This is a genomic window from Candidatus Viadribacter manganicus (assembly GCF_001679665.1).
Taxonomy (GTDB): domain Bacteria; phylum Pseudomonadota; class Alphaproteobacteria; order Caulobacterales; family Aquidulcibacteraceae; genus Vitreimonas; species Vitreimonas manganica.
Genome location: NZ_CP013244.1, coordinates 1,915,278 through 1,928,130, shown reverse-complemented (window position 1 = coordinate 1,928,130; position 12,853 = coordinate 1,915,278). Strand labels below are relative to the sequence as shown.

At 61.2% G+C, this 12,853-nt stretch carries 15 protein-coding genes; 8 read left to right on the top strand and 7 right to left on the bottom strand.

All coding sequences use genetic code 11. From position 1 onward, the window contains the following. Window positions 1-6 precede the first annotated feature (6 nt). Window positions 7-1,206 (top strand): 2-oxoglutarate dehydrogenase complex dihydrolipoyllysine-residue succinyltransferase, encoded by a 1,200-nt coding sequence (gene odhB, locus ATE48_RS09975; protein WP_066770864.1) that lies wholly within the window; start codon window positions 7-9, stop codon window positions 1,204-1,206. A gap of 12 nt (window positions 1,207-1,218) precedes the next feature. After that, window positions 1,219-2,124, top strand: coding sequence for a 2OG-Fe(II) oxygenase (locus ATE48_RS09970; protein WP_066770863.1), 906 nt, complete (start codon window positions 1,219-1,221; stop codon window positions 2,122-2,124). Between the two features lie 69 nt (window positions 2,125-2,193). Here ATE48_RS09970 and ATE48_RS09965 read toward each other — a convergent pair whose 3' ends face one another. Both ATE48_RS09965 and ATE48_RS09960 read right to left on the bottom strand, forming a co-directional pair. Then, window positions 2,194-2,415: a hypothetical protein gene (locus tag ATE48_RS09965; RefSeq protein ID WP_066770862.1), complete on the bottom strand. Its 222-nt coding sequence runs from the start codon at window positions 2,413-2,415 to the stop codon at window positions 2,194-2,196. 88 nt (window positions 2,416-2,503) lie between these two features. Next, entirely contained in the window at window positions 2,504-2,842 is a 339-nt protein-coding gene (locus ATE48_RS09960) for a hypothetical protein (protein ID WP_066770855.1), read from the bottom strand. A 152-nt stretch (window positions 2,843-2,994) separates the two neighbouring features. On the opposite strand from ATE48_RS09960, the gene ATE48_RS09955 reads away from it, so the two are divergent. The 6 genes from ATE48_RS09955 (at window position 2,995) to ATE48_RS09930 (ending at window position 9,295) form a co-directional block, all read left to right on the top strand. Further along, window positions 2,995-3,486 (top strand): hypothetical protein, encoded by a 492-nt coding sequence (locus ATE48_RS09955; protein WP_066770852.1) that lies wholly within the window; start codon window positions 2,995-2,997, stop codon window positions 3,484-3,486. Between the two features lie 14 nt (window positions 3,487-3,500). Beyond that, window positions 3,501-4,907 (top strand): nitrilase-related carbon-nitrogen hydrolase, encoded by a 1,407-nt coding sequence (locus ATE48_RS09950; protein WP_066770848.1) that lies wholly within the window; start codon window positions 3,501-3,503, stop codon window positions 4,905-4,907. Between the two features lie 90 nt (window positions 4,908-4,997). Continuing rightward, on the top strand, window positions 4,998-6,395 hold the full coding sequence (gene lpdA / locus ATE48_RS09945) for a dihydrolipoyl dehydrogenase (RefSeq protein ID WP_066770845.1): 1,398 nt from the start codon (window positions 4,998-5,000) through the stop codon (window positions 6,393-6,395). Then, window positions 6,392-7,129, top strand: a complete 738-nt coding sequence (locus tag ATE48_RS09940) for an ABC transporter ATP-binding protein (protein ID WP_228126572.1) — start codon at window positions 6,392-6,394, stop codon at window positions 7,127-7,129. The genes lpdA and ATE48_RS09940 overlap by 4 nt, the downstream gene beginning before the upstream one ends. Beyond that, window positions 7,129-8,661, top strand: coding sequence for a hypothetical protein (locus tag ATE48_RS09935; protein ID WP_066770842.1), 1,533 nt, complete (start codon window positions 7,129-7,131; stop codon window positions 8,659-8,661). Before ATE48_RS09940 ends, ATE48_RS09935 begins: the two co-directional genes overlap by 1 nt. A 106-nt stretch (window positions 8,662-8,767) precedes the next feature. Continuing rightward, entirely contained in the window at window positions 8,768-9,295 is a 528-nt protein-coding gene (locus tag ATE48_RS09930; protein ID WP_066770839.1) for a GNAT family N-acetyltransferase, read from the top strand. Between the two features lie 5 nt (window positions 9,296-9,300). Here the strand turns inward: ATE48_RS09930 and ATE48_RS09925 are convergent, their stop codons facing one another. The 5 genes from ATE48_RS09925 to ATE48_RS09905 form a co-directional block, all read right to left on the bottom strand. Then, on the bottom strand, window positions 9,301-9,603 hold the full coding sequence (locus ATE48_RS09925) for a winged helix-turn-helix domain-containing protein (RefSeq protein WP_066770831.1): 303 nt from the start codon (window positions 9,601-9,603) through the stop codon (window positions 9,301-9,303). Then, window positions 9,600-10,220: a hypothetical protein gene (locus ATE48_RS09920; protein ID WP_066770828.1), complete on the bottom strand. Its 621-nt coding sequence runs from the start codon at window positions 10,218-10,220 to the stop codon at window positions 9,600-9,602. Before ATE48_RS09920 ends, ATE48_RS09925 begins: the two co-directional genes overlap by 4 nt. Window positions 10,221-10,476: 256 nt before the next feature. Then, complete coding sequence (locus ATE48_RS19420) at window positions 10,477-10,677, bottom strand: hypothetical protein (protein WP_228126571.1); 201 nt, start codon at window positions 10,675-10,677, stop codon at window positions 10,477-10,479. Between the two features lie 218 nt (window positions 10,678-10,895). Then, window positions 10,896-11,810 (bottom strand): tyrosine recombinase XerC, encoded by a 915-nt coding sequence (locus ATE48_RS09910; RefSeq protein ID WP_066770824.1) that lies wholly within the window; start codon window positions 11,808-11,810, stop codon window positions 10,896-10,898. Window positions 11,811-11,846: 36 nt separating this feature from the next. Continuing rightward, complete coding sequence (locus ATE48_RS09905) at window positions 11,847-12,779, bottom strand: hypothetical protein (protein ID WP_066770822.1); 933 nt, start codon at window positions 12,777-12,779, stop codon at window positions 11,847-11,849. Between the last annotated feature and the right edge of the window lie 74 nt (window positions 12,780-12,853).

Sequence of the window (12,853 nt, the reverse complement as noted above, 5' to 3'; positions counted from 1 at the left end):
ATTGAGATGACCGATATTGTTGTACCGACCTTGGGCGAAAGCGTAAGCGAAGCCACCGTCGCTAAGTGGATGAAGAAGGCCGGCGACGCCGTGAAGAAGGACGAGACTCTCGTCGAACTCGAAACCGATAAGGTTTCGGTCGAGGTCTCCGCGCCGGAAGCTGGCGTGCTGAGCGAGATCGTCGCCATCGAAGGTGCGACGGTTGGCATCGGCGCCATCCTTGGCCGTCTCGGTGGAGCAGGGGCGCAACCGGCGCCGTCCGCGCCAAAAGCGGAAGCTCCGAAGCCAGCGACGCCGCCGCCGGCCGCAGCCGCCGTAAATGGCGCCAAGCAAGCGCCGCCGTCGGTTCAACGCATTGCTGCTGAGAACAATGTCGACGTTTCTGGCGTTTCGGGTTCCGGCAAGGACGGTCGCGTGACGAAAGCTGACGCGCTCGCCATCATTGAAAATCGCGGCGCTCAACAAGCGCCGGCCGCGCATCCCCCGCTTGCGGCGCGCGTCGTGGGCGATCGCGAAGAGCGTGTGCCGATGACGCGCCTGCGCCGCACCATCGCGCGCCGCCTCAAGGAGGCGCAGAACACAGCTGCGATGCTGACGACATTTAATGAAGCCGACATGTCGGCGATCATGGCGGCGCGCAACAAATACAAGGACAGTTTCGAGCGCCGTCACGGCGTGAAGCTCGGTTTCATGTCGTTCTTCGTGAAGGCGTGTATCGCCGCACTGAAGGAAATTCCAAACGTCAACGCCGAGATCGATGGCGACGACATCATCTACAAGAACTTCTACGACATCGGCATCGCCGTCGGCACCGATCGTGGGCTTGTCGTCCCAGTGGTGCGCGACGCTGATCACAAGTCGATGGCGGAGATCGAAAAGGAAATCACCGAGCTCGGCGTGAAGGCGCGCGACGGCCAGTTGAAAATCGAAGAGCTGCAGGGCGCGACCTTCACGATCAGCAATGGCGGCGTCTACGGCTCGCTGATGTCGACTCCGATCCTGAATGCGCCGCAATCGGGCATTCTTGGGATGCATAAGATCCAGGAGCGTCCCGTCGTCGTCGACAAGCAAGTTGTCGTGCGCCCGATGATGTATCTCGCCATGAGCTACGATCACCGCATCGTTGACGGCAAGGAAGCGGTTACGTTCCTCGTGCGCGTGAAGGAAGGTCTCGAAGATCCGGAGCGCATGCTCCTCGATCTCTGAGAGGATTGAGCGATGGACCCTCGGATAGCGGGCCTCGTCGAGGCGGCGAAGAAGGGCAATCCGCAGGCGCTGACCAATCTCGCCCACGCGCAAGCGCTGGGCGTTTTCACCCCGCGTGATCTCAATGCGGCGCTGAACAATCTTGCGGCCGCTGCGTCTGTTGGCTGGCCTGACGCGGTGCGAGAGTTGCAGGTTCTGTCGCGCACGACCGGTAATTGGAAAAGGCTTCGTGCGGCGGTGAACCCCGATGCGTTGCGCCGTGCGCCGCAACGGCGCGTCGTGCTTGAAAAGCCGCGTGTGCGTGTCTTTGAAAACTTTGCGACGCCAACAGAATGCGATTGGCTGATCGAGAAGTGCCGTGATCGGCTCCGGCCTGCGCAGGTATATCAGAATTCGGCCACTGAGCTTAGCCAGCACGAAGGACGCAGCAATTCGGAGGCGTCATTTGAGTTCGAGGTCTCAGACCTTGTCTTGAGCCTCATACGTGACCGCACCGCGCGCGCGTCTGGCATTCCAGTGCACCATTTTGAAGTTGGGATGTTGCTGCACTACAAGCCCCGCGAGACGTTTGGGCGCCACACCGATTTCTTGCAGGCGGGGATGCATGAAGAAATCGAAGCGCGTGGCCAACGCGTGGCGACATTTCTTCTCTATCTCAGCGACGACTACGACGGCGGCGAGACGGAATTTTCCGAAGTCGGTTTCAAATTCAAGGCGCGCAAAGGCGATGCGCTGATGTTCATAAATGTTGATCAGGACGGCGCGCCTGACCCAATGAGCATGCACGCCGGCTTGCCGACGACGCGAGGCGAGAAGTGGGTTTTGTCGCAATGGCTGCGCGGCAAACCTGTCAACTCTCATCATACGCCAGGAATAGTCGGCGCGCCGTTGCCGCCTGAATGGTATCGCAACGTCTAGACCATGTGCGCAAGCGGCGGCGATCGGGAGATCGCGCGCCGCGGGAACGCCAGGGCAAGGCATTCAAAATCACATCACGGCGTGGTGCTCCGCTGGCGCATGATAGTTGCGTGCAGCAGAGCGCCGGTGATACGTCGCTTCAAGGGCGCGATCTTCGGCGTCCCACTCGGCTTGCCGCGTCGCTTCCTTCAAGTTGTTCTCCTCGAGCTTGGCCGCGAGTTGCGCGAAGAACGTCGCTGCGGGGACCAGGCCATTTGCATCGGCCGCGGCGCGGATTTTTTGCACTTGCATAAGGAAATCTCCTGATCGCCCGCTTGCAAGTAGAGCGGAGGTTACCGAGAGATTGTTGCGTGTTTCGCGCGCGGACCGTTGTGGAAAACTATTTGGACTCTTTGTGCAGCACGGTCAGCGCTAGCCCCAAAGCCGAGATGGATGCCAACGTCAGCACGATCACTGCCCATACGTTGAGCTCGCTGAAGGCAAACAGTCTCTCAATCGAAAGACCAGCGATCAGCCCCCACGCGCCGCATAGGAGCCGCAGGCCCCCCGACATTTTGCGCAGCGTTCGAAACGCCGCGAGCAGCAGCAAAATGGCGCTAATGCCGTTGATGAGAGCCACGGCCGGCGATTGCCAATCGAACGACATCGCGGTGAGCGCGCCAAACGCCAACCCAACCAGAACTGCCGCCCAGGCGCTTACCGTGCCAAACCATGTCATCGCATTCCCTCCGCTCGGGCAAGCTAGCGCGCCTCTTCCCCAGGCAGAAGAGTAATGAATCCAAGCGTTTTCTCGTCGCCCATTGGCGAGCCGCAACGAGCCCGATAGATTGGCGGCCTCGCTCGGGGGAGCGGAGCGGGAGGGGACGCCCAATGACATTCATTCTGCGCTGGCCGGCCATTTTGGTGCTGCTGCTTTTGGTGCTCGCAAGCTTTGGCGCGGCATTCGCCGGTACGGTGCACCTCGCGCAATTGCCAATCGCGTTGCCGGTGACGGCCGAGCAGCAAGCCACCATCGATCAATTGAGCTGGATCGAAGTCGGTCTCTGGGCCGGCGCGGGTATGTTTTTCCTTATCGCTGCTGTGCGTCTCATCCGGCGCACGCAGGCTTTTTGGACCTGGCTTATCGGCTTTGCGCTCTTCGGTGCGCGTTGGGCCATAGCGCAACAGAACGAGGGCGGCGGTCTGGTCGCCAACGTGCAGAGTATTAATGTGAACGCCTACACTGCGCCCGCGGAACTCGCGGCCAATTCCGGCGGCACGGAAGCGCAAGTTGGCATTCTCGGCGTCATTCTGATCATCGGCTTGCTGGTGTTCATCGTGGACGCGGCTGATCGCTCCTACTGGGACAAGCAAGGCGCTTAATTCAGGAGACGAAGGTGCTGCTGCTTGGTCGCATCTTCGCCGCGCTGATTTCCGGCGCGCTTCTGGCGCAGGCTTATAGCTTAAATCCCTTTTGGCCGTTGGCGTGGCTGGCGCCGATTCCGTTGCTTATTGCGGCGATTGGCGCATCGCGCCTCGGCGCATTCGCTTATGGCGCGCTCGCGGGCGTCGTCTCGATGGCGCTGATCGCGTTATACTTCATGGGCATTGCGGGCCTCGTGCCGGTGCTCATCATCACGCTCAGCAAGGCATTGGCTTGGGGCGCGATCGCGTCTGCGGTCCGCGCCGCAGCGCGCGCCGCGCCAACGTGGGCGGCCGTGTTCGTCTTCCCAGCCTTGCTGGCTGGTATCGACACGGTGACGGCCGCCACCTCTCCGCACGGCAGTGCTGGCGCGCTTGCCTACAGCCAGATGGACTTCATCCCGTTCATTCAGATTGCATCTCTGGGTGGTGCGCCTGCGATCACGTTTGTGGTCGCTCTGTTTGCTTCGATGGTAGCGTTTCTCTTTGCCAAACGCGCTTGGGTGTCCGCACTCGCGCCAACTTTTATTATCGCTGGTGTTCTGAGCTATGGGGTCTTCCGCGTTCCGATGGTTGAGCCGTCGACGCCAAGCGGACCCGCGCGAACGATCAACGCAACTTTGATTGCCGGCGATCAGTTCGAAGGCGTCCCGGACGATTGGCGCTATGTCTGGAACGCCTATACGCCGCAAATCGAACGCGCTGCTGACGAGGGTCGGCGCATCATTATTCTGCCCGAGAAGATCGCGCATTTGGAACCTGGAGACCGCGCGGCGGCGATTGAACAGCTCGCAGAAATCGCGCGACGTCGAGATGTGATGATCGTCGCTGGCGCCGATGACGAGCCTGAGAACGCCAGGTTCAATCGCGCCTTCGTTTTTACTGCGGCCGGTTGGGCCAGTTACGATAAGCGCCACATGATCCCGGAGCTCGAGTCGCATTTTGCGCTAGGCGCGGCTCATCTTATTTTTGAGTATGAGGGCGTCCGCTACGGCGTTGCGATTTGCAAGGACATGGATTTTGCGGACCTTGGCCGCGAGTATGCGGGTGTCGACGTAATGCTCGTGCCCGCGTGGGATTTCGTGGATGACGCTTGGCTGCATAGCCGGATGGCTATCTTGCGGGGCGTTGAGAGCGGCTACGCCATCGCGCGCAGCGCACGCAATGGCATGCTGACTGTCAGCGACGCCTACGGCCGCGTCCTGCAGCAGGCGCCAAGCGGGCCACAAACTGCATACAACGTCGCTATGCCAACGCGAGGCCCTGGCGCGACCATCTATGCGCGCTTCGGCGACGTCTTCGGCTGGCTCACAGTGGCGTTGGCGGCGCTTCTGATCGGTTGGACCATCTTGGCCCGCAGGCGCGCAGGGCTGGGCGACTAAATCGCGGATTGATCGCTAGCCGCGCGGCCTTATGTTCCGGACAAATCACGCCCGCGCCGAAGCGCGCGACCTCACATCACCGGAGCATTCATGTCGTACGATCTCGTCATTATCGGGGGCGGCCCAGGCGGCTACAATTGCGCGATCCGCGCCGGCCAGCTCGGACTGAAAACGGCGATCATCGAAAGCCGCGGAAAGCTCGGCGGAACGTGTCTCAATGTTGGTTGCATTCCGTCGAAAGCGCTCCTGCACGCTAGCGAGTATTTTGAAGCTGCGACAAAGACATTTCCGTCGATGGGCGTGAAGCTAAGCGGCGTCGAACTCGATCTGCCGCAGATGATGAAGCAAAAAGAAGACGCGGTGGACGGCCTCACCAAGGGGGTCGAATTCCTGATGCGGAAGAACAAGGTCGACTACCTCAAGGGCTTCGGCACGATCACTGGCAAGGGCCGTGTCGAGGTCGCCGGCTCCGATGGCGCGAAGCAGACGCTTGAAACGCGGAATATCGTCATCGCCACCGGCAGTGAGCCGACGCCGCTTCCAGGGATCAATATCGACGAGGAGCGCGTCGTCAGCTCGACCGGCGCGCTGTCGCTGAAGCAAGTGCCGGGCAAGCTCATCGTAGTTGGTGCAGGCGTTATCGGCCTGGAGCTTGGTAGTGTCTGGCGTCGTCTTGGCGCGGAAGTCACCGTGGTGGAGTTTCTCGATAAGATCACACCGACGGTCGACACCGAGATCGCGACTGCGTTCCAGAAGATCTTGAAGAAGCAAGGCGTGAAGTTTGAACTCGGCCACAAGGTGACCGGCGTTCAAGAAAGCGGTGCTGGCCTGCAGGTGACAATCGAGCCGGCTAAGGGCGGCCAGGCGCGCACACTTGATGCAGATGTCGTGCTCGTCGCGATCGGCCGCCGGCCATTCACCAAAGGCCTTGGCCTCGATAGCATCGGCATCAAAACCGACGCGCGCGGTTTTATCCCGCACGATGGTCACTTGAAGGCCGGCGAGGGTGTTTATGTTCTGGGTGACGCCACCACCGGTGCAATGCTTGCGCACAAGGCTGAGGAAGAGGGCATCGCAATCGCGCAGATGATCGCGGGTCAGTGGGGCCACGTGAACTATGACGTGATACCAAACGTGATCTACACGTATCCGGAAGTTGCGACTGTCGGGAAGACGGAAGAAGAATTGAAAGCTGCCGGCATCGAATACAAGGTCGGCAAGTTTCAGTTCATGGCAAATTCACGCGCGCGCACCAATCACGAAACAGATGGCTTGGTGAAAGTGCTCGAAGAAGTCGCCACGAAGAAAGTCATCGGCGTTCACATGGTTGGCGTTGGTGTGGGCGAGATGATCGGCGAGATTTGCGTGGCGATGGAATTCGGCGCCAGCGCAGAAGACATCGCGCGCACCTGCCACGCACACCCGACTATGGCCGAGGCCATCCGCGAAGCCGCGAAGGGCGTCGACGGCTGGGTTATGCAGTCTTGACCAACGCACTCTCCGTTCGCGCGCTCACCAAGAAGTTCGGCGAGAAAACCGCCGTCGATGCGCTCGATCTAGATATCCGCGCTGGTGAGCTTTATGCGCTGCTTGGGCCGAACGGAGCCGGCAAGACCACGACGCTGCGGATGGTCACCGGCCTGTTGAAGCCGGATTCGGGAACGATCCACGTTTTCGGCGCCGACGCGATCGCGGACCCGATCGCCGCCAAGCGCATGTTGGCTTGGCTGCCCGACGAACCGGCGCTCTACGACAAGCTCACGGCGTGGGAATATCTCGAATTCATTGCCGGCCTGTGGGGCGTTGATGCAAAGACGGCCGCGCCGCGTGCCGAGGAATTGCTGAAGTTCCTGGGGCTTTGGGACAATCGCGACGAACGCACCGAGGGTTTCTCGCGAGGCATGAAGCAAAAAACGGCACTCGCCGGCGCGCTGATCCACGATCCGAAATTGCTCATGCTCGACGAGCCGCTGACGGGTCTTGATGCCGCTGTCGCTCGGCAAGTGAAGGACTTGTTGCAAGAGCGCGCCAGGAGCGGCGGCTCGGTTATCTTGACGACGCACATTCTCGATGTTGCCGAGCGCGTGGCTGACCGGATCGGCATCATCCAGGGCGGAAAGCTCCTGGCCGAAGGCACGCTGGCAGAGCTGCGCGGCAGGGCAGGCGGCGCCAGCGCAACGCTGGAGGACGTTTACCTCCAACTCGTTTCGGGGGCCGCCTGATGTTCGGCCCAGGCGGCGTGCTTTTTCTGCTGCGCCACGAAATGTTGCTGACGTGGCGTGCGTTCCGCGCCTCGGGCAAAGGCCGTCACGTCCGCCGCATCATCTTTTACTCGATTATGATCGCGGTGCTGGGTTTCGGCGGCTATTGGGCGGCGCGGTTCCTGTCCGAAGTCGAGTCTAAGCCCAGCGTGCTGATGCTTGGCATCACCGGAGGCGTTTTCGCCATTTTGTGCTCGCTGATGATCTCGCAAGCGCTGATGCTGATTACGGAGTCACTATACCAGCGCGGCGACTTGGATCTCTTGCTGTCTTCGCCGGTGCCGTTGTGGCGGGTCTTGATCGTGCGAATGAGCGCGATCGCGATCAATGTCGGCCTCTTCTATCTCATTCTCACTGCCGCTGTTTTCGTTTGGCTGCCAAGCTTCGGCGGCTGGAGATGGATGGCGTTCGCCCCGAGTTTGTTGCTGCTGACATTGTTCTCGACCGCCGTCGCGCTCGTCTTGGCGCGGTTGATGTTCGCGCTGATCGGGCCAAAGAACACGCGCATCGTCGCCCAAATCCTGGGCAGCCTCATCGGCGCGGCGTTCTTCATTGCCTCGCAAATACCTCGCTTCACCGAAGATGAATCGCGTGCGCAGGCGATGCGCGACGTCTTCGACGCCATCGTTCCGGTGGTGGGTGATCCTGCGAGCATCGTCTCATTGCCCGCGCGAGCTGCTTTCGGCCTTGGCTTCGATATCTGGATCTGGGGGCTGGTTGCGCTGGGTTCGTTCATGCTGGCGGTTTGGTGGTATGCGTCGCGATTTGCTCGTGATGCAGCCGCGATCTCGGGGCTGGGAAGCCGCCGCAAACGAAATGTGCGTGCTGCGCGCGGGATGCGCAGCGGCGTCAACGCGACGCTTATCGCCAAGGAATGGCGATTGCTGCGGCGTGATCCTCTGCTCCTGTCGCAAATCCTGCTGCCGTTGCTCTATTTCGCACCGCTCTTTGCAGTGTTCGGGGCGCGCGTAGGAGAGGGCGATCTCACGCGCATCTCAGCCGCCGGCTTCGCTTCCGCGTTTGTCTTGTTGGTGACGTCGTTTGCGGCAAGCCTTGCGTGGCTAACCGTATCGGCGGAGGACGCGCCGGACCTCATCGCGAGCGCCCCGGTGTCGCGCGATCAGGTCGATGTCGCAAAATCGATGGCTGCGGCGGTTCCATCCGTGATGCTATTGCTGCCGCCGGTCATTGGTGCGGCCATCCTGGTGACGCCAATGGCGGGTATGTGGATGCTGATAGGCGGTGCGGCCGCGATCCTCTCAACTTGCCTCATCGCCACGTGGCATCAGACGCCGGGCAGCCGGAAAGAGTTTCGCCGCCGCACGCGCGGGAGCCTGATGCTCAATCTGGGCCGGTCGTTCGTGGCCATGGGCTGGATTGGCGCGACAGGACTTGCCGTTGCCGGCTGGCCGCTGGCCGCGATCATCCCAGCCATAATCTCCGGTGGCTTCATGCTGGCGCTGCACGAAAGCCGGCCGCCGCGCGAGGTCTAGGGTGCGGTAGTCTCAGACAACGCCTGTGAAAATTGCATATCGCTAACTTTGCAACCGGCCGTCTGTGAGTTCTCCTCGTCCGATCGCAAGCGAGGGGAGACGGGTCTTGTTGATACTGACTGCGGAGCGCATCGCGCTCCTTGCGCTTGATCGTGACTTGGCGGCGTTGCAGGCATCCAGCCGCACCGCCTTCTTCAACGCCATCGCCGTCACCCATGAGCCCGTATGGCCGCCCGCGCCCTTCGAGAGCGGGGCCTTCGCGTGGGCGGAAAAGAACCTAGCCCACGATCCTGACGGACAAGGCTGGTACGGCTGGGCGCTTCTGGCGAATGAAGGTGAGCGCGCGCCGCCGCGTCTGGTCGGCATCGCCGCCCTCATCGGCCGGCCCGACGAAGATGGCGATGTTGAGCTTGCTTTCGGTTTGCTGCCGGAATTTCGGGGGCGCGGCTATGGCGGGGAAACTATCCGCGCACTGGCGTCCTGGGGCTTCGAGAACGGCGCCAAGCGCGTCATCGCGCATCTCGACGCCGAGGATCTCAACGCGGCCAACACGTTGGCGAAACAGGGCTTCACTGATACGCGGGAGCCACCGTACCCGGGCGTCGCTCGTTGGGCGCTCAGCGCGGCGGTCTAAGCCTCTTACTCTGCCGCGTTCAGCAGCGTCTGGATGCGATTCAAGTACGCGATCCAGGCTGCGCGGCCTTGCTTTGTGAGGTGCACGAGCGTCAGCGGCTTTTTGCCGGCGAATGTCTTCTCGATGCGCACGTACTCGGCTTCTTCGAGCTTGCTTAGATGCGTCGAGAGGTTGCCGTCGGTGGCGTTCACCTTGGCTTTCAGCTCAACGAACGGCGCAGGGGACACGGTCGACAAGTACGCCATGATCCCCAGCCGCAAGCGGCCGTGGATCACGTCGTCGATCTCTGTGTGGTCGAATTTGCTCACACGACCGCCGATGGTTCGCGCCGCAGCAGGATGATGCCCGGTAGGGCCAGAACCGCGAGGCTGCCGCCAGCTGCAAGCAGATAGGCCCAGCTCTCGCTGGCGAAGAGACAGAGGATGGCGCCGACCGCGACCGAAGCCAGGCCAAAGCCCCGCATCCAGGATTGTTCGGAAAGCGAGGCGGTGCCGATCAGCATCGCGCCATAGATCGCGAACGCTGGGCCGAAGATTGCGTTCGGCGCGGTGGTGTCGCCGGTGAATATCATGCGCGCCAATGAGCCAAATACGATTGCAAGCAACGCCAAAGCTGCGCCGCTCCAGAGTGCCTTCTCCGCGCGCGCGCCAATAGCGGTTTGACCAGGTTTGGTGCGGGTGCGTTGGCGCAACCAGATCGATCCAATCGCGCCGATGATTCCGTAGCTCAGCCACAGCAAAGCGAATGCAGCGCCTCCCGCCAACGGCAGCCATCCTTCAAGGATCGACCATTGCACCGAAAACGCTCCGGCGTTCATGACGCCCCAAAATGTAAGATGAGCGCCGCCAAGCAGCGGCGCGTGCCGGCCTTCCTCGGCAAGCGTTCGTGCGTACGCGAGATCCGCGAGCATTTCTTCGCGTGTCATTCCCGTCTCCACTTTGAAATTCAAAGTAGATGAGCGAAGCGCCAGCGTCAAGCGATTGGCGACAACGCCATCGAGAGGGGAGGAGGTTTCGCGCTTAGGCGCGAAGGGATCGTTGCTTGAAAGCGTAGCGCGAGAGTCGACGGTGTTCGTAGCGGGAGCGGGGGCAACGAATGACCGGAGAGCGCATGCGATCCTTTGTCAGTTAATTCTAGAACGGCGAAGGGGGACGCTGTGCGGCGTCCCCCTTGCCTGGTCATTACATCGTGGTGGCGACGACCGGCTTCTTCGCGGTCTTGCGCTTGGCGGCCTTACGGACCGTCTTCTTCGCGACCTTCTTCGCCGGCTTCTTGGCGGCGGCCTTCTTCGTCGTCTTGCGAGCAGCGGCCTTACGGACCGACTTCTTTGCGACCTTCTTTGCCGGCTTCTTGGCGGCGGCCTTCTTAACTTTCTTAGCCATTGTCATTTCCTCGTTTGGTTTGTCTTTGCGACTGGTTGGACGGGAGTTGTTTGACTCTCCGAAGATTTTTTTGCAGCAATTTGGTTTGCAAGTAGTTTCCGCAAGTCCTCATGCGCATTTTTCTGCGCGCGCGCTTTTTCTCTTCGCGATGACTGCGTGAAATCTCTACGAGCCTTGAAAACAAAGGCGCGGAGCGTTGCTCGCGCGCACAAAATCGATCATGCGCGTGGATGTGCGCGCCGGTACGCCAACAAAATTTTTTGCGCTTCGACGCTCGTGTAGCTCTGAGTCGTTGATAGCGATTCGTGTCCGAGCAGGTCTTGGATCGCACGCAGATCGGCGCCGTTCGCAAGCAAATGTGTTGCGAACGAGTGGCGCAGAGCATGTGGCGTGGCGCTCGACGGCAGGCCCAGACGTATGCGCAAACGCTCCATCAGCGCTTGCGCCATGCGCGGAGAGAAGGCGCCGCCCCGGCTGGCGCGGAAGAGCGGCGCATCCTCGTCAATGCTGTAAGGGCAAAGCTCAACGTAGCGATCGAGGGCTTGTCGCGCCGCCGCAAGCAGCGGCACGACGCGCTCCTTGCCACCTTTACCGGCCACACGGAGCACCTCGGGAAGGGGAAGGTCCGCGCCTGTCAGGCTCAAGGCTTCGCTGATGCGAAGGCCAGCCGCATAGAGAAGCGTAAGCAGGGCCGCGTCGCGAGCACTTTGCCAGTCGTCCGCGCCAGTCTCATGCGCCTCAGTGATGAGACTGACTGCCGCGCCTTCGGAAACCGGCCGCGGCAACGCACGTTTGAGCTTGGGACCGCGCACCAGCGAAAGGCGCGCATTTTTCACGCCATGGCGCCTTTCCAAATAGCGATAGAAGCTGCGGATGGCCGCCAATGCCCGCGAAATCGAGCGATCGGAAAGGGCATCGAGGCCCTGGCGACGATGGGCAAGATAGGCGCGCAGATCTCGCGGTTCGAGTTCGGCAAGGTCTGTGATGCTGGGCTCGCCGCCAAGGTGTCCGCCAAGGAATCCTAGGAAGGAGGAGACGTCGCGTTGATACGCTTCGACCGAGTTTTCAGAAAAGCGGCGCTCATCGCGCAAGTGCGCGATCCATTGTGCGAGCAAGGCGGAAGCAGCCGTCATGGGCGCGATGCTGCGCTCGCGGCTATTGAGGTCTGTTTAAGATTTACGCCGCGGCGCCAAATGCGTGAGCCAGTGTTCGTAGTGATAGTGCGCCTGACCTGCGGTTACGGAATATTTGGGGGCATGCTGCCGGCCCTCGTGGAGCAGGAGCTCATCCGGCAATTGCCAAGGGCTGACGCCCGTCGCGCGGGCCGTCGCGAGTTCATTTGCAAACGTGAGCCGCTGGCGTGTTGGTAGAGTAAGGCCAAGGTCTGCGTTTGGATAAAATCCGCCTTCTATGCGCGCGGCCAAGTCGCGCAAGAAGCCGGCGCGATTCTCTTCTTCCCGGCGTATGCGCAATGTCGCTGCCTCACCCGGACCCCCAGCGCACAAGACGAAGAGCGCAGTGGCGCGATCACATGCTCTTTGAGCCGTGATCCATTCGAGTTCGGCCGTTCCGTAATTCCAGTCCCAGTGAAGCGCAATCTCGTGCCAATCGTCGACGCTCATTTTCTGGACGAGGCCGAGGAGGGTCGAAGCTTCGAGGTCGAGCGGCGCGGCGAGGCATTCTTTCCAACGAGAGAAGTGTGCCCGCCGCGCGCTCTCCGCCGCCGCCAGGGGGATAAGCTCAGAGATCAACTGCGCGCGCGTCTCGCTTAGGAGGCGGCGAAACTCAGGATCGACACGCCAGAGCGCGAGTTGAAATTCGAAAGCCTCGGCGCGCTCGAAGCAGCAAATATATGCCGAGCTTACGCGCCGGAGTTCGATACCATCCAGCCGCCGCCAATTGGCCCCGATAATGCGATCTACAAGCGCACGATAATGCAGGTGTTGCGGCGGCACGTGCTCATCCGGCAGCGCCGCGCGGTACTGGTGGTAAATCGTGTTCAACACCCGCGGCGGCGCGCCGTCGGGAGCGAACGTTGTGAAAAGATGGTCGTGCGCGCTGGCTGGTAGCGGCACGAGCCGAGACAGAAGCTTGGCGAACATGGGGTCAAAGGATCGCGCCCCATGGCTAAGAACCGGTCAGTAAGCAAAGTAAAAAGCCGTTCAGTAACAGCTCC